A 16,260-nucleotide genomic window follows, 5' to 3' on the forward strand; every position below is an offset into this window, starting at 1 on the left:
ACGGCCATAGACTCCGGGCACTGCTGCTCTTTCCGGGGACCGCCCTCATGCTCGACGACCTACGTTGGGATACCGACCTGATCCGCCGCTACGATCTCGCCGGGCCACGCTACACCTCCTACCCGACCGCCGTGCAACTGCACAGCGAAGTGGGCTCGTTCGACCTGCTCCACGCCCTGCGCGAGAGCCGTCGGGCCGCGCGCCCGCTGTCGCTGTACGTACACGTGCCGTTCTGCGCCAACATCTGCTACTACTGCGCCTGCAACAAGGTCATTACCAAGGACCGCGCCCGCGCGGCGCCCTACCTGCAGCGCCTGGAGCAGGAAATCCAGCTGATCGCCTGTCACCTCGACCCTAAACAGCGTGTTGAACAGCTACATTTTGGCGGCGGCACACCAACCTTCCTCAGCCATGTGGAACTGCGCCAGCTGATGGCCACCCTGCGTCAGCACTTCCACCTGCTGGATGACGACTCCGGCGACTATGGCATCGAGATCGACCCGCGCGAAGCGGACTGGTCGACCATGGGCCTGCTCCGCGAGCTGGGCTTCAACCGCGTCAGCCTGGGCGTGCAGGACCTCGACCCGGCCGTGCAGCGCGCGGTCAACCGCCTGCAGAGCCTGGAGCAGACGCGCACCCTGATCGAAGCCGCGCGCACCCTGCAGTTCCGCTCGATCAACCTCGACCTGATCTACGGCCTGCCCAAGCAGACCCCGGAAGGCTTTGCCCGCACCGTCGAAGAAGTGATCCGCCTGCAACCCGACCGCCTGTCGGTGTTCAACTACGCCCACCTGCCCGAGCGCTTCATGCCGCAACGGCGCATCGACAGCAACGACCTGCCCAGCGCGGCCGCCAAGCTGGAGATGCTGCACGCCACTATCGACCAGCTGACCGCAGCCGGCTACCGCTACATCGGCATGGACCACTTCGCCCTGCCCGACGACGAGCTGGCCATCGCCCAGGAAGAAGGCACCCTGCAGCGCAACTTCCAGGGCTACACCACCCATGGGCACTGCGACCTGATCGGCCTGGGCGTGTCGGCCATCAGCCAGATCGGCGACCTGTACTGCCAGAACAGCAGCGACCTCAACACCTATCAGGACAGCCTGTCCAACGCCCAGCTGGCCACCCAGCGCGGCTTGCTGTGCAACCACGACGACCGCATCCGCCGGGCGGTGATCCAGCAGCTGATCTGCCATTTCGAGCTGGATTTCGAGCCGATCGAACAGGCCTTCACCATCGATTTCCGCGGTTACTTCAACGACCTCTGGCCAGAACTGCTGACCTTGCAGCGCGACGGCCTGATCCGCCTGGATGACAAAGGCATCCGCATCCTGCCTGCCGGCCGCCTGCTGGCGCGCTCGGTGTGCATGGTGTTCGACGCCTACCTGGCGATGCACAACCGCCAGCGCTTTTCGCGGGTGATCTGAAACCGAGTCGTTCAACCGCATGGACAAGTTTCCTTGCCAGGCACACTATGGGCACAGCGAAGGCCCTGGCGCACACCCGCCAGGGCCTGGCCCGCTCGCACCACAACAGCGCACGCTGGCCTACAACCTACGCCGTGAGTTACCCTTACGTCTTATGTGTGCTTTCCCACAAGGATCGATGAAAATGTCCGAGCCAGTCAAACTGCGCCCACACAACCAGGCCCATTGCAAGGACTGCAGCCTGGCCCCCCTGTGCCTGCCCCTGTCGCTCAACCTGGAAGACATGGATGCACTGGATGAAATCGTCAAGCGTGGGCGACCGCTGAAAAAAGGCGAGTTCCTGTTCCGCCAAGGTGACAATTTCGGCTCGGTCTACGCAGTACGTTCCGGCGCCCTGAAAACCTTCAGCCTCAGCGACAGCGGCGAAGAGCAGATCACCGGCTTCCACCTGCCCAGCGAACTGGTCGGCCTGTCGGGCATGGACACCGAGGCCTACCCGGTGTCGGCCCAGGCCCAGGAAACCACTTCGGTGTGTGAAATCCCGTTTGAGCGCCTCGACGAACTGTCGGTGCAGCTGCCGCAGCTACGCCGCCAGCTGATGCGGGTAATGAGCCGGGAAATCCGCGACGACCAGCAAATGATGCTGCTGCTGTCGAAAAAGACCGCCGACGAACGTATTGCCACCTTCCTGGTCAACCTGTCGGCTCGCTTCCGCGCCCGCGGCTATTCGGCCAACCAGTTCCGCCTGAGCATGTCGCGCAACGAAATCGGCAACTACCTGGGCCTGGCGGTGGAAACCGTATCGCGGGTGTTCACCCGCTTCCAGCAAAATGGCCTTATTCGTGCCGAAGGCAAGGAAGTGCACATTCTCGACCCGATCCAGCTGTGCGCGCTGGCCGGTGGCGCAATGGAGGCCTGAGGCCGGCGTTTAGCGGGTATACTTGGGCATTCGTTTTCCCAGGATACCCGCAACAATGCACAGCGACGCCTTCGACCTCAAAGCCCTGATCCGCCCGGTAGTGGACTTCCCCAAACCGGGCGTGATCTTCCGCGATATCACCCCGCTGTTCCAGTCGCCGCGCGGGCTGCGCTATGTGGCCGACCAGTTCATCGAGCGCTATGTCGAAGCCGAGTTCAGCCATATCGGCGCCATGGACGCGCGGGGCTTTCTGATCGGCTCGATCATCGCCCACCAGCTGAACAAGCCACTGATCCTGTTCCGCAAGCAGGGCAAGCTGCCGGCTGACGTGCTGAGCGAGGGTTATCAGACCGAGTATGGCGAAGCCTTCCTGGAGGTGCATGCCGACAGCCTGTGCGAAGGGGATTCGGTGTTGATCTTCGATGATCTGATTGCTACTGGCGGTACGCTGCTGGCAGCGGCCAACCTGGTGCGCCGGACCGGGGCGCAGGTGTTCGAGGCGGCGGCGATCATTGATTTGCCGGAGCTGGAGGGGTCGCGCCGGTTGCAGGCGGCTGGGGTGCCTACCTTCTGCCTGACCGAGTTTTCTCTTAGCGAATACTGAGTTGGGTTTTGGGGCTGCTCTGCAGCCCATCGCGACACAAGGCCGCTCCTACAGAGACCGCGCCGCATTCAAGTCTGCGCGGTCCCTGTAGGAGCGGCCTTGTGTCGCGATGGGCCGCAAAGCGGCCCCAACAGTTCTCAATCAGAGCGAAATCGGCCGCCGCCCGGCAAAGGCATGCGCCAAGGTCCCACCATCCACCAGCTCCAACTCGCCACCCAGCGGCACGCCATGGGCAATCCGCGACGCCACCAGGCCCTTCTCGCTCAGCAACTGGGCAATGTAATGCGCCGTCGCCTCCCCTTCCACCGTCGGGTTGGTCGCCAGGATCACCTCGGTGAAGGTGCCCTGCTCCTCGATCCGCGCCATCAGCTGCGGAATCCCGATCGCCTCCGGCCCCAGCCCGTCCAGCGGTGACAAGTGGCCCTTGAGCACGAAGTAGCGGCCACGGTAACCGGTCTGCTCCACTGCATACACATCGGTCGGCCCTTCGACCACGCACAATTGGGTATCGTCACGGCGCGGGTCGGCACATTGCGGGCACAACTCCTGCTCGGTCAGGGTGCGGCACTGACGGCAATGCCCAACCCCTTCCATAGCCTGGGTCAAGGCCTGGGCCAGGCGCAGGCCGCCACTGCGGTCACGCTCGAGCAGTTGCAGGGCCATGCGCTGGGCGGTTTTCTGGCCGACACCTGGCAGGATGCGCAGGCCATCGATCAGTTGGCGGATGAGGGGGCTGAAACTCATGTGGAAGGCCTGACAATTCAATAAGAGGCGGTTTATACCCAGCGGGGGCGGCGGCGTCAAATCAGCCTCCAGCCCTGCGCGGTCTGTTTTTCCCACAATAAAAGCAAACCGCGTCGACCGCGAGAGCGCATAAAAAAACCGCCGCTGTCGTCAGCGGCGGTTTTTTCAGTAACGCAAATGCCTTTAGAACGGCATCTTGAAGCCCGGCGGCAGCTGCATGCCGGCGGTCATGCTGCCCATCTTGTCCTGGCTGTTCTGCTCGACCTTGCGCACGGCGTCGTTCAGTGCAGCGGCGATCAGGTCTTCCAGCACTTCCTTGTCGTCTTCATCAGTCGACATCAGGCTCTGGTCGATGCTGACACGCTTGACGTCGTGACGACCGGTCATCACCACGCTCACCAGGCCACCACCGGACTGGCCGGTGACTTCGGCGTTGGCCAGCTCTTCCTGCATCTTCTGCATCTTTTCCTGCATTTGCTGGGCCTGCTTCATCAGGCCGGCCATGCCACCTTTCATCATGGGGAATACCTCGATTGGGTCATGTGATGCGGCCCGGCACCGGGCCGGCCGCATGGTTATCCGTTACTGGCCCTGGTTAACCAGGGCTTCTACAGGCTCAATAGTATCCTGCCGCACCTTGGCGCCGAACAACTTGATCATCTGCTGGATCAACGGATCCTGCTCGATCGAGGTGACTGCGTCCTGCTGGCGCTCGGCGCGTTTGCGCGCCGCCGCCTGCGCCGGGGTTTCCTGCTCGGGCAGGATCAGCTCGATGCGCAGGTTCAGCGTGCGCCCCAGGTGCTGGTTGAGCGCGTCGTTCAGGCGCCGCTGCTGGGTGGCGTTGAACAGCGCCCCCTGGCCAGGGTCCAGGTGCAGCAGCCAGTCGTCGCCATCAGCGGCAATCAACGTGCAGTTTGCCGCGATGTTGCCTGTCATCCCGGACACAGGCAACTGTGGGAATAATTCCAGCCATTGCAAGGCCAGGCCGGTGGCCGGCTTGGCTGCCGGCAGCGGTTCGGCTGCCGGCTTGGGTGCTTCTTCCTGCACATGTTCGGCCAGTTCGTCCAGGTAGCTGAAGCCGACCGGGTCGCTTTCGCCGCCGTAATAGTCTTCGTCCAGTGGCGGCTCATCGTCGCGGTCCATGCCCACGGCGGCATAGGCGGACGGGTCGAAGGGCGGCTCGTCGTCATGTGCTGGGGCGGCAGCTGCCGGCGTGGGCGCAGCGGGCGGTGCAGGAGCCGGTGCAGGCTCGGCCACTACCGGTGCCGCCGCTGGCGCAGGCTCTTCCCATGGCAGGTCAACCACCTCTGCCACCGGTTCTGGTTCTGGTTCTGGCTCAGGTTCACTGACCGGGGCAGGCTCAGCTGCCATCACAGGCTCGACAACCGGCTGCGGTGCTGGCTCGACCGGCGCGAGCGCCTGCACTTGTTGCGTGGCAACCGGTGCAACAGGCTCCACGACAGCAGCGGCCGGCGGCGCCACGGCAACCGCCGGCGCTGCCACCGGTGTTGCAGGATCAGCTGTGGCCTGGCTGATCCCCACTGGCTTTAGTATCGGCTTCGGCGCGTCGTCGGTGTCGGCGGGGCGGAACGCCAGCATGCGCAGCAGTACCATTTCAAAACCGCCGCGCGGGTCTGGCGCAAGTGGCAGGTCACGGCGGCCGATCAGGCCCATCTGGTAATAGAACTGCACATCCTCGGCTGGCAATGCCGAGGCCAGCGCCAGCACCCGCTCACGGTCGCCCTGGCCGTTGTCCACCGCTTCCGGCAGCGCCTGGGCAATGGCCACGCGGTGCAGCACATTGAGCATTTCGGCCAGCACGCCAGCCCAGTCCGGCCCCTGCTCGGCCAGGTCGCGAACGGCCTCCAGCAAGGCCCGGGCATCGCCTTCGAGCAGCGCCTGCAGCACACCATAAACCTGGCCATGATCGAGGCTGCCGAGCATGGCCCGCACATCGGCGGCCAGTACCTTGCCTTCGCCGAAAGCGATGGCCTGGTCGGTCAGGCTCATGGCGTCGCGCATCGAACCATCGGCGGCACGGCCCAGCAGCCACAGGGCATCCGGCTCGAACGGCACGTTCTCGGCAGCCAGCACATGGCTGAGGTGCTCGACCACCCGCTCCGGGCTCATGTTCTTCAGCGAGAACTGCAGGCAGCGCGACAGGATGGTGGCCGGCAGTTTCTGCGGGTCGGTGGTGGCGAGGATGAACTTGACGTAGGGCGGCGGCTCTTCCAGCGTCTTGAGCAAGGCGTTGAACGAGTGGGTCGAGAGCATGTGCACTTCGTCGATCAGGTAGACCTTGAAGCGCCCACGGCTCGGGGCGTACTGCACGTTATCGAGCAGTTCGCGGGTGTCCTCGACCTTGGTGCGGCTGGCGGCGTCGATCTCGATCAGGTCGACGAAACGGCCTTCGTCGATCTCCCGGCACACCGAACAGGTGCCACAGGGCGTGGAGGTGATACCGGTTTCGCAGTTCAGGCACTTGGCGATGATACGGGCGATGGTGGTCTTGCCCACACCCCGCGTACCGGTGAACAGGTAGGCATGGTGCAGGCGCTGGTTGTCCAAGGCATTGATCAAGGCCTTGAGCACATGGGTCTGGCCGACCATTTCGCGGAACGAGCGCGGACGCCATTTACGTGCAAGAACCTGATAACTCATCGAAAAACCATCGTAGCCTGATCGAGCGGAAGATCGCTAATGCTAGCGGAGCGGGGGCAAAATTGCACCCTGCGCAAGTCGTCTAAGCTTTGAAACTGATGTGCCATCTAGGGAGGATTGCCTTTGCGAAGACTGCTGGCCCTGTTGCTGCTGTGGAGCACCTACAGCCAGGCTGAACAGCCCGTGTTGCGTTTTTCTGTCGCCGAAAGCTGGAGCATGCCACTGGTGCGCATCGAAGGCGACCAGCCAGTAGAAGGCATGCTGTACGACCTGATGCAGGCCTTGGCCAAGGAAGTGGACATCCTCCCCGAATACCAAGCCAGCGCCGGTAACCTCCATTTAGTCCAACCGCGCAAAACGCCCGCCGAGCGTCCGTAACCAGTGGCCGCAAAAGAATATCATGATGCCGGTCAAGATCATGCAGATGGCCAGCCATTGCCCGGCACTCATCTGCTCGTCGAAGAAAAGCCAGGAAGTTGCGAGGCCCGATACTGGTATCAGCAACGACAAGGGCGCGACGTGGGTGGCCGGATACTTCTTCATTAGGTTGTTCCACACGCGATAACCCAGAATGGTCGTGATCAGGCTCTGGAAAAGCACGGAAAACAGTGTTGGCCATGCCAGGCCACCGGCCAGGGCTTCGAACGCCAACCATCCTTGCGAGGCAAACGTGAGGACCACAAGGACCGGCAGCGCGTACAAGCTCGACCAGACGATGAAGGCCGTCATTTGACCAGGGCGCTTGAGCTTGATCAAAAGATTGCACAAAGCCCAGGCGAGCGCGGCAAGCAGCACCAACAGCAGACCGACCACCGTTGACGACTGGCTGCTCGCCAACAGCATCAGGCCTAACCCACATGCCGCGAAGACCATCCCCCAGGAATGGGCGGCGGTGATACGCTCACGCAGAAAGATAGCGCTCAGCAGGATGGTGAAGAACGCACTGAACTGCAAGAACACCGAGGACATACCCGGACTCAAGCCTTGGTGCATGGCAAGGTTGACCACCCACCAGATACCTACGGCAAACAGCACGCCATATACCGCCATGGCGGCCACTGAAACGCCGGCCGGGCGGCGGATAAAAAAAACCAGCGGCACCGCACAGAAGGTGAAGCGTAACAGCGTCAACAAATAGGGATCGAGCCCTCGCAAGCCAAGCTCGATGACACTGTAGTTGCCACCCCACAGAACCGTCACCAGAAGACCTACGGTCAAGTCACGCCTGCTCATTTTCATGCCTGCTCTCCCAGATTAGCAGGCACCACTCTATTTTTGTCACAGCAGAGTAGATGTAGGCGCACTCGACTCGGCCTGTGAGAAAACCTACTCGGCGTGAATACAAGCGCTCATGCCGCCTCACATCCTTCAACGCACGCAACGTTTCATTGTGATGTGACTGGGATAGACAAGACGCGGGGTTTTCATACCCCGGAAATGGAGGCGGCCCCACCAGCCACACCCCGGCACTCGATGTTCCCGCTATGGCTGCTCCCTTCCGGGCCTGACCAGGTTAACGGGTAATCAATGCGGGGGGACCGATGGGGCCACCACTACAAGGCTCGCTGAACAACGAGTGGCGCCATTGTACCGGTCTTGGGGGCAGATACAACCTCTGGAGGAGAAAAAGTCATCATTTCTCAATGACTTGTCCGGGTTGGGGTGGCCACGGGCTGCCAATTCGCGGGTGAACCCGCTCCTACAGGGCTAACGCTGACAGCAAGACCAGCGCAGGACCTGTGGGAGCGGGCGTGCCCGCGAAGCAGGCGCCGCGGTGGATGGCACGGGCCTCGCCCGTGTTCGCGGGCACGCCCGCTCCCACAGGGACCGTGCAAGCAGCAAGATCTGCCATTGGCCTTCTAGACAGCGATGCCCTGCTCGCCCAGGAAGGTGACGAAGGCATCTTCGTCCAGCACTTTGACCCCCAGCTCGCTGGCCTTGGCCAGCTTGGACCCCGCCCCCGGCCCCGCCACCACGCAGTGGGTCTTGCCGGAAACCGAACCCGCCACCTTGGCCCCGAGGCTTTCCAGCTTTTCCTTGGCGATGTCGCGGCTCATGCGCTCCAGGGTACCGGTCAGTACCCAGGTCTGGCCGGCCAGCGGCAGCCCTTCGGCCACTTTCTTCTCGCTGCTCCAGTGCATGCCGAACGCCAGCAACTGTGCCTCGATGTCCCGGGCCAGTTTCTGGTTGGCTTCATCCTTGAAGAACTCGCGCACGGCGTCGGCCTGCTTGGCCGCCAGGGCCTGGCGCAGGTCGATACCGTCGGCGGCAATGATCTTCTCCAGGCTGTCGAGCTTGGCCACGAGCTTCTCGGCACCGGTCGGGCCAACCGAGGCAATGTCGAGCTTGGCGATCATGCCGGCCAGCGTGGTACTGGCGGCGAATTCGGCAGCCAGCTCGCCTTCGTCCTGCAGTTGCATGCCGCTATCGAGCAATTGCTTGATGACCTTGCGGTTGTGCTCGTCCTCGAAGAAATTGTGGATCTCGTACGCCACCTCCAGGCCGATGTCCGGCAGGTAGGTAAGCACCTGCGGCAGCGCCTGCTGCACGCGCGCCAGGCTGCCCAGCGAGCGGGCCAGCACCTTCGCGGTCTCCTCGCCTACGTCGGGGATGCCCAGGGCGTAGATGAAGCGCGCCAGGCTCGGGCGCTTGCTGGCTTCGATGGCATCCAGCAGCTTCTTGCTGGACACCTCGGCAAAGCCTTCCAGGCCGACGATCTGGTCGAACTCCAGCTTGTACAGGTCGGCCGGCGAGCCAATCAGGCCTTCGTCCACCAACTGCTCGACGCTTTTCTCGCCCAAGCCGTCGATGTCCATGGCGCGGCGCGACACGTAGTGGATGATCGCCTGCTTGAGCTGGGCGCCACAGGCCAGGCGACCGACGCAGCGGTACACCGCGCCCTCGCTGGTGGTTTCCTTGCCCTTGCTACGCTTGACCAGTTGGGTACGCTCGACCTGCGAGCCGCATACCGGGCATTCACTCGGCACCTGCACCGGGCGCGCATCTTCCGGGCGCCGCTCCAGCACCACCTGCATCACCTGCGGAATCACGTCACCGGCGCGGCGGATGATCACCGTGTCGCCAATGCGCAGGCCCAGGCGAGCGATCTCGTCCATGTTGTGCAGGGTGGCGTTGGACACGGTCACACCGGCTACCTTGACCGGCTTCAGTCGTGCCACAGGCGTTACCGCACCAGTGCGGCCGACCTGAAACTCGACATCCAGCACTTCGGTCAGCTCTTCCATGGCCGGGAACTTATGGGCAATCGCCCAGCGCGGCTCACGTGCGCGGAAGCCCAGTTCGCGCTGGGCGGCCAGGCTGTTGACCTTGAACACCACGCCGTCGATTTCGTACGGCAGGCTGTTGCGTCGCTCGCCGATGTCGCGGTAGTAGGCCAGGCATTCTTCGATGCCGGCGGCATGCTTGAGTTCGCGACTGATCGGCAGGCCCCAGGCCTTGAGCTGCTCGAGGATGCCGATGTGGCTGTCGCCGATGCTCGCGGACACCTGGCCGACGCCATAGCAGCAGAACTCCAACGGGCGGCTGGCGGTGATTTTCGAATCCAGCTGACGCAGGCTGCCGGCTGCGGCGTTGCGCGGGTTGGCGAAGGTCTTGCCGCCGGCTTCGGCCTGGGCGGCGTTGAGCCGGTCGAAACCGGCCTTGCTCATGTACACCTCGCCGCGCACCTCCAGCACCGCCGGCCACCCCTGGCCTTGCAGTTTGAGCGGGATGTTGCGCACGGTGCGCACATTGGCACTGATGTCTTCGCCGGTGGTGCCGTCGCCACGGGTGGCGCCCTGCACCAGCTGGCCGTCGCGGTACAACAAGCTCACCGCAAGGCCGTCGAGCTTGGGCTCGCAGCTGTAGTCGACCGCACCGGGCTGATCGAGCCCGTCTACCACCCGGCGGCCGAATTCACGCAGGTCGGCCTCTTCGAAAGCGTTGCCCAGGCTGAGCATGGGCACTTCGTGGCGCACCTGGCTGAACGCGGGCAGGGCTTCGCCACCAACGCGCTGGGTGGGCGAGTCAGGGGTCACCAGGTGCGGGTGTTCGGCTTCAAGCGCCTTGAGCTCGTTGAACAGGCGGTCGTATTCGGCATCGGGCACGCTTGGCTCATCGAGCACGTAGTAGCGGTAGTTGTGCTGGTCGAGCTCGGCACGCAGTTCGTGGATACGGGTTTCGGCGGTCATGGGATTTGTCTTCTCTTGCAAAGCAAAAGAGCAGCCTGGGGTTGGTGCCTGGTGTTCAGGGTTTTATTGCCTGTGCCGGCCTCTTCGCGGGTAAACCCGCTCCCACAGGGACTCCACTGCCCTTGCGGTTTGTGGTGTCCTTGTGGGAGCGGGTTTACCCGCGAAGAGGCCGACACAGGCAACAGCATTACCCGAACCGACCAGCACGCCCTCAGGCTGCTCTTTCGTCTGGATCTGTCAGCGCTTCTGGGTCAGCGCACGGCGCTCGAACTCGACGATGCGCTGGCGGTAGTGCTCGATGGTCTGGGCAGTCAGCACGCTGCGCTGGTCGTCCTTGAGCTCACCGTTCAGTTCATGCGCCAGCTTGCGCGCCGCAGCCACCATCACGTCGAAGGCCTGCTTCGGATGACGCGGGCCCGGCAGGCCGAGGAAGAAGCTTACCGCGCGGGTGCTGAAGTGGTCGATGTCATCCAGGTCGAACACACCGGGCTTGACGGCGTTGGCCATGGAGAACAGCACCTCGCCGTGACCGGCCATGCTCTCGTGACGGTGGAAGATGTCCATTTCACCGAAGCGCAGGCCACTTTCCAGGATGTTCTGCAGCAGCGCCGGGCCCTTGAAGCCACTCTCGTCGCGGGAGATGACGCTGATCACCAGCACTTCCTCGGCCGGCGGCAGCTCCTTGACGCTGCTGCTGGCAGGCGCCGCACCGTTGCTGCGGGTATTTTCCGCGGCAAAGTCGTCATCGCTGTCGGCAAACAGGTCGGGCTCGCGCGGCTCGGCGCTCAGGTTCAGGTCGCCCTGCTGTGCATCCGCAGCCGCGGTGGCGCGCTTGCCGCGCTTGGCAGCCTTGGCCGGTTTGGGCTCACGCTCGCGATCACGCGCAGAAGCGCTGAGCGACGGCAGGTCGCTTTCATCCAGCTCAGGCTCCTTGTGGGTATCCAGCACCCGCGACGGGCCAAGCACTTCGGCATTGCCCTCTTCGTCCGGCAGGTTGGAATAACTGCGATCCAGACGGAATTTCAACTTGCCTTTCCCGCCGCGCATGCGGCGCCAGCCGTCGAAAAGAATCCCGGCAATGACAATGATGCCGATGACGATCAGCCACTCGCGCAGACCGATTTCCATGTAATCCCGTGCCTCTATAAAAATATGCTTGAAAACAAAGGGTTCAAAGCCCTTTAACACGTGGCGCCAACTCTATGTTCTGACAGGCGTTTTACCCACGCAAAAAACGAGTGACATTAAGCTAGCACGACCAAAGACAACTTTACACCGTCTGTCGCACATGGCGGGGGCATTTCGCTACAGAATATGCCCTTATCGTCGAGCATCAGGCGTCGACCATGGCCATGGCCTCCTCCACATCGACGGCAACCAGACGCGAACAGCCCGGCTCATGCATGGTCACCCCCATCAATTGGTCCGCCATTTCCATGGCAATCTTGTTATGGGTGATGTAGATGAACTGCACGCTTTCACTCATTTCCTTGACCAGACGGGCGTAACGCCCGACGTTGGCATCGTCCAGCGGCGCGTCGACCTCATCGAGCATGCAGAACGGTGCGGGGTTCAACTTGAAGATGGCAAACACCAGCGCCAATGCGGTCAGTGCCTTCTCGCCGCCGGACAGCAGATGGATGGTGCTGTTCTTCTTGCCCGGTGGCCGCGCCATGATCGTTACCCCTGTATCGAGTAGATCTTCGCCCGTCAGTTCCAGATAAGCGCTGCCACCACCGAAAACTTTTGGGAAAAGTGCCTGTAATCCGGCATTTATCTGATCAAAGGTATCCTTGAAGCGGTTGCGGGTTTCCTTGTCGATCTTGCGAATGACATTTTCCAGAGTCTCCAGCGCTTCGACCAGGTCGGCATCCTGGGCGTCCAGGTAGCGCTTGCGCTCGGACTGCTGCTCGTACTCTTCGATGGCTGCCAGGTTGATCGCCCCCAGGCGCTGGATACGCGCCTCGAGCTGTTCCAGTTCCTGTTCGGTGCCTTGCTCGCTGGCCTCGGCCTCAAGGGTGGCGAGCACGCCTTGCAGGTCGTAGCCATCGGCCAGCAACTGCTCCTGCAAGGTCTTGCGCCGCACATCCAGGCCCTGGCATTCCAGGCGCAGCTGCTCCAGCTGGCCACGCAGCAGCTGGGCCTGTTGCTCGGCCTGGGTACGGCGCTTTTCGGCGTCGCGCAGTTCGCGGTCGGCTTCGTCCATATGCAGGCGGGCCTGGCGCATTTCCTCGTCGACGCTCATGCGCCGCTCCAGCAACTCTTCCAGCTTCAGGCGCAGCTCTTCCTGCGGGGCCTCGCCCTCCTCCAGGTTCAGGCTCAGTTGCTCCTGGCGCTCAGTCAGGCGCGCGGCCTGCTGTTCCAGGCGCTCCAGGGCCTGCCGGGTGGAGTCGTGCTGGGCACGCAACGAGCCCAGGCGAACAGCCAGCTGGTGGGCGTGATCCTTGTGCTGACGGGCCTCCTGACGCACCCGGTCGAGGCTTTCGCGCAGGGTGTCGCGGCGGGCCATCAACTGCTCGCGCTGCTCGGTATCCTGGGCCATCAGCTCCAGTGCCTCCTGCAGCAACAGGCGGGCTTCGCCCAGTTGCTCGTGCTCCAGGGCACGCTGCTCTTCCAGTTCGGCCAGCTCTTCCTGCAGGCGCCGGCGGCGCAGCTCGACCTGCTCGGCACGTGCGCGACCAGCCGACAGGTTGGCCTTCAGTTCGCCATGCAGGCGGTTTTCTTCCTGGGTTCGGCGACGCAGCTGCTCACGCTGTTCTTCCAGGTCCAACTGCTGCTCGCGCAGGGCCTGCAGTTGCTGCTCCAAATGCTCCAGCGCCGCTTCCTGCTCCAGTTGCTGCTGGCCCAGGCGCTCGATCTCCTGGCCGCGTGCCAGCACGCCGCCTTCGGCTTCGCTGCCACGACGCACCCGCAGGAAGTGCCGGCCAACCCAGTAGCCATCGCGACTGACCAGGCTCTGGCCTTCGCCGAGCGAGGCGCGCTGCGCCAGTGCCTGGGCCAGGCCTTCCACGGGCTTGACCTGGCCCAGCCAGGGCGCCAGGTCGACCTGGCCTTCGACCTTTTCCAGCAGGCTGCCGGGCAGCGACGAGCCGGTACCGCTGGCCAGCAGCAAGCGCAACTCGCCCTGCTCCAGGCCGGTAAAATCGAGGTTACCGAGGTCGTCCACCAGCACGGCCTGCAGGTCGGCGCCGAGCACGGTTTCTACCGCAAGCTCCCAGCCCGGCTCTACCCGCAACCCTTCAGCCAGCCGCGGCTGTTGCTCCAGGCCTTGGTCCTGCAGCCAGTACGCAGCACCTGCACCCGGCTCCAGGGCGGCCTGCTGCAAGGCTTCGAGCGATGCCAGGCGACCGCCAAGGCGTTGCAGGTCGCCCTGCGCCTGTTGTTGGGCCTGGGTGGCCTGTTGCAGTTGCTCACGTGCGCCTTCCAGGCGCTCGACCACCTGCTCTTCCGACAACTGCAACTCTTCCAGCAACATTTCGCTACTGGCCAGCTGCTCGGCCAGTTCGAGCATGGCCGCATCCTGCGGTTCGCTGCCCAGCAGCTCACGCTCTTCGCCCAGCTTGCGCTGGCGCTCGGCCTGGCGCTCCAGGCTGGTTTCCAGCTGTAGCAGGCGCGCCTGCTGCACTTCGGCCTGGCGCCGGGGCTCGGCGGAACGGCTGTTGAAGCTGTCCCACTGCTCTTGCCAGCCGTGCATGCCCAGCTCGGCTTCTTCAAGGGCAGCGGCGGCCTCTTCGGCAGCGGCCAGGGTCATTTCCTGCTCGGGTTCGAGCATGGCCAGCTCTTCACCCAAGGTAGCCAGCAGGGTACGGTCGTGGCCCAGGTGCGACTCGGTCTCCAGGCGCGTGCGCTCGGCTTCCTTGAAGTCATCCTGCAACTGGCGCAGCCGTTGCTGGCCGTGCTGGATGCTCTGCTCGACCCGCGCGATGTCACCGGCCACCGAGTAGAAGCGGCCCTGCACCTGATTGAAGCGCTCGGACAATTCGTGATGGCCATCGCGCAGGCGCTCGATGCTGGCATCGGCATTGCGCTGCTCGGCCACCAGCGCCTCATGGGCCACATCCTGGTCACCGATCACCGCCTCGCGCTGGCGCACCCGATCGTCCAGGTCACGCCAGCGCAAGGCAGACAGGCGAGCCTTCAGCTGGCGTTCCTGGGCTTTGTATTCGCGGTACTTCTCGGCCGCCTGGGCCTGGCGGTGCAGGCGCTCCAGCTGGCGCTCCAGTTCTTCGCGCAGGTCGGTCAGGCGCGCCAGATTTTCCTGGGTGCGGCGGATGCGGCTCTCGGTTTCACGGCGGCGCTCCTTGTACTTGGAGATGCCGGCGGCTTCCTCGATGAAGTTGCGCAGCTCCTCAGGCTTGGCCTCGATCAGCTTGGAGATCATGCCCTGCTCGATGATCGAGTAGCTGCGCGGCCCCAGGCCGGTGCCGAGGAATATGTCGGTGATATCGCGCCGACGGCACTTGGTGCCGTTGAGGTAGTAGCTGTTCTGCCCGTCGCGGGTGACCTTGCGGCGGATCGAGATCTCGGCGTAGGCGGCATATTCGCCGACCAGGGTGGTTTCGCTGTTGTCGAAAACCAGCTCGATGCTGGCCTGGCTGACCGGCTTGCGGCCACTGGAGCCATTGAAGATGACATCGGTCATCGACTCGCCGCGCAGGTTCTTCGCCGAACTCTCGCCCATCACCCAGCGCACGGCATCGATGATGTTGGACTTGCCACAGCCGTTGGGGCCGACCACGGCCGCCATGTTGCTGGGGAAGTTGACCGTGGTCGGGTCGACGAACGACTTGAACCCGGCGAGGCGAATGCACTTCAGGCGCATCGGTCAGCCTCGGGCCAACGCCGCCAGCACCAGTTCGCAGCTGCGCTGGCCATAAGCGGTGAGCACCTCGCGAATGCGCGGCAGGTCACGGGCGATCACGGCGTCGAGCAGGCGGGCGAACAGGTCCAGGTAATCGATCATGTTGGCCTGGCGCTGGTCCAGCGACAGGTAGTAGGCACGGCTCATCGCCGGCTGCAGGTTTTCCACGGTTTCCTGCAGGAACGGGTTGTCGGCGAACGGATAGGCCGCCCGCATGACCGCGAAGCTGTCGGCGACGAAGGCCTTGATGTCCAGCTGGTCATGGGCCCGCTGCAGGCGCTGCTGGATCTCCAGGAACGGGCGCAGGTCAGCATCGGTGCGCCATTTTTGCGCAACCGCGTTACCCAGCAGGATGTAGAACTCGCCCATCAGTGCGCACAGGCTGCGCACACTTCGCTCGTCGAGTTCGGTCACATGAGCACCCCGGCGCGGCAGGATCGCCACCAGGTGCCGGCGTTCGAGGATCAGCAGCGCCTCGCGCACCGAGCCGCGGCTGACATTCAGCGCCTGGGTGACCTTCTGCTCCTGGATACGCTCGCCTGGCGCCAGCTCGCCGCGAATGATGCGTTCGGCCAGGTAATCGGCAATCTGCTCGGAGAGGCTGTCCGGGGCCTTGAACGTCATGGTTTTCCTTCAAAATCATTGAACTGGGCACAAGCAGCGAATTGTAGCGTACTTGACCGTTGATCGCGCAGAGGGGCCAGGCGGTTTATTTGACCCGACAGGCAACCCCGAGCGCGGCGCGATCTATGCTTGGCATATGGGCAATGTGAGCCGTTGGGCAGTGACACGAACAATTTCCTGACCTTTGAGTCAGAAAATTATTGACCAGCAGGACAGCTCTTGCTTAG

The 16,260-nt window shown here is 63.5% G+C and carries 11 protein-coding genes, 1 other RNA gene and 1 pseudogene; 4 read left to right on the forward strand and 9 right to left on the reverse strand.

Annotation, left to right across the window (positions count from 1 at the left end; translation table 11 throughout):
• Positions 1-47: 47 nt before the first annotated feature.
• The 3 genes from hemN to RIN61_RS03340 all read left to right on the forward strand — a co-directional run bounded on the left by hemN (position 48) and on the right by RIN61_RS03340 (position 2,953).
• Positions 48-1,430, forward strand: coding sequence for an oxygen-independent coproporphyrinogen III oxidase (gene hemN / locus RIN61_RS03330; RefSeq protein WP_133974259.1), 1,383 nt, complete (start codon positions 48-50; stop codon positions 1,428-1,430).
• Between the two features lie 184 nt (positions 1,431-1,614).
• Positions 1,615-2,349, forward strand: a complete 735-nt coding sequence (gene fnrA / locus RIN61_RS03335; RefSeq protein ID WP_015271145.1) for a Crp/Fnr family transcriptional regulator FnrA — start codon at positions 1,615-1,617, stop codon at positions 2,347-2,349.
• A 55-nt stretch (positions 2,350-2,404) separates the two neighbouring features.
• Complete coding sequence (locus tag RIN61_RS03340) at positions 2,405-2,953, forward strand: adenine phosphoribosyltransferase (RefSeq protein WP_054573138.1); 549 nt, start codon at positions 2,405-2,407, stop codon at positions 2,951-2,953.
• Positions 2,954-3,094: 141 nt separating this feature from the next.
• Here RIN61_RS03340 and recR read toward each other — a convergent pair whose 3' ends face one another.
• The 3 genes from recR to dnaX form a co-directional block, all read right to left on the reverse strand.
• Positions 3,095-3,697, reverse strand: a complete 603-nt coding sequence (gene recR / locus RIN61_RS03345; protein WP_051101044.1) for a recombination mediator RecR — start codon at positions 3,695-3,697, stop codon at positions 3,095-3,097.
• 183 nt (positions 3,698-3,880) lie between these two features.
• Entirely contained in the window at positions 3,881-4,216 is a 336-nt protein-coding gene (locus RIN61_RS03350; RefSeq protein WP_003259671.1) for a YbaB/EbfC family nucleoid-associated protein, read from the reverse strand.
• A 63-nt stretch (positions 4,217-4,279) separates the two neighbouring features.
• On the reverse strand, positions 4,280-6,358 hold the full coding sequence (gene dnaX / locus RIN61_RS03355) for a DNA polymerase III subunit gamma/tau (RefSeq protein WP_313855777.1): 2,079 nt from the start codon (positions 6,356-6,358) through the stop codon (positions 4,280-4,282).
• A gap of 123 nt (positions 6,359-6,481) precedes the next feature.
• Here dnaX and RIN61_RS03360 point away from each other — a divergent pair.
• A pseudogene (locus RIN61_RS03360) lies at positions 6,482-6,685 on the forward strand (amino acid ABC transporter substrate-binding protein); the annotation flags it as partial.
• A 12-nt stretch (positions 6,686-6,697) separates the two neighbouring features.
• Here the strand turns inward: RIN61_RS03360 and RIN61_RS03365 are convergent.
• The 6 genes from RIN61_RS03365 to RIN61_RS03390 form a co-directional block, all read right to left on the reverse strand.
• Positions 6,698-7,597: an EamA family transporter gene (locus tag RIN61_RS03365; RefSeq protein WP_112253030.1), complete on the reverse strand. Its 900-nt coding sequence runs from the start codon at positions 7,595-7,597 to the stop codon at positions 6,698-6,700.
• A 208-nt stretch (positions 7,598-7,805) separates the two neighbouring features.
• Positions 7,806-7,902: signal recognition particle sRNA small type (gene ffs, locus RIN61_RS03370), an RNA gene on the reverse strand.
• A gap of 315 nt (positions 7,903-8,217) precedes the next feature.
• Entirely contained in the window at positions 8,218-10,548 is a 2,331-nt protein-coding gene (gene ligA, locus RIN61_RS03375) for an NAD-dependent DNA ligase LigA (protein ID WP_313855781.1), read from the reverse strand.
• A gap of 237 nt (positions 10,549-10,785) precedes the next feature.
• Positions 10,786-11,676 carry a cell division protein ZipA gene (gene zipA / locus RIN61_RS03380; protein ID WP_112253032.1) on the reverse strand — a complete coding sequence of 297 codons (891 nt, stop codon included), beginning with the start codon at positions 11,674-11,676 and terminating at the stop codon, positions 10,786-10,788.
• 205 nt (positions 11,677-11,881) lie between these two features.
• Positions 11,882-15,370, reverse strand: coding sequence for a chromosome segregation protein SMC (gene smc / locus RIN61_RS03385; protein WP_313855786.1), 3,489 nt, complete (start codon positions 15,368-15,370; stop codon positions 11,882-11,884).
• 3 nt (positions 15,371-15,373) lie between these two features.
• Positions 15,374-16,033: a GntR family transcriptional regulator gene (locus RIN61_RS03390; RefSeq protein WP_015271155.1), complete on the reverse strand. Its 660-nt coding sequence runs from the start codon at positions 16,031-16,033 to the stop codon at positions 15,374-15,376.
• Positions 16,034-16,260 lie beyond the last annotated feature (227 nt).

This window comes from Pseudomonas inefficax (assembly GCF_032164165.1).
GTDB lineage: Bacteria > Pseudomonadota > Gammaproteobacteria > Pseudomonadales > Pseudomonadaceae > Aquipseudomonas > Aquipseudomonas inefficax.

Bases quoted from the DNA above. Each gene is read 5' to 3' on its own strand.
- hemN (WP_133974259.1), top strand. From the start codon at position 48: ATGCTCGACGACCTACGTTGGGATACCGACCTGATCCGCCGCTACGAT.
- fnrA (WP_015271145.1), top strand. From the start codon at position 1,615: ATGTCCGAGCCAGTCAAACTGCGCCCACACAACCAGGCCCATTGCAAG.
- RIN61_RS03340 (WP_054573138.1), top strand. From the start codon at position 2,405: ATGCACAGCGACGCCTTCGACCTCAAAGCCCTGATCCGCCCGGTAGTG.
- recR (WP_051101044.1), bottom strand. From the start codon at position 3,697: ATGAGTTTCAGCCCCCTCATCCGCCAACTGATCGATGGCCTGCGCATC.
- RIN61_RS03350 (WP_003259671.1), bottom strand. From the start codon at position 4,216: ATGATGAAAGGTGGCATGGCCGGCCTGATGAAGCAGGCCCAGCAAATG.
- dnaX (WP_313855777.1), bottom strand. From the start codon at position 6,358: ATGAGTTATCAGGTTCTTGCACGTAAATGGCGTCCGCGCTCGTTCCGC.
- RIN61_RS03365 (WP_112253030.1), bottom strand. From the start codon at position 7,597: ATGAAAATGAGCAGGCGTGACTTGACCGTAGGTCTTCTGGTGACGGTT.
- ligA (WP_313855781.1), bottom strand. From the start codon at position 10,548: ATGACCGCCGAAACCCGTATCCACGAACTGCGTGCCGAGCTCGACCAG.
- zipA (WP_112253032.1), bottom strand. From the start codon at position 11,676: ATGGAAATCGGTCTGCGCGAGTGGCTGATCGTCATCGGCATCATTGTC.
- smc (WP_313855786.1), bottom strand. From the start codon at position 15,370: ATGCGCCTGAAGTGCATTCGCCTCGCCGGGTTCAAGTCGTTCGTCGAC.
- RIN61_RS03390 (WP_015271155.1), bottom strand. From the start codon at position 16,033: ATGACGTTCAAGGCCCCGGACAGCCTCTCCGAGCAGATTGCCGATTAC.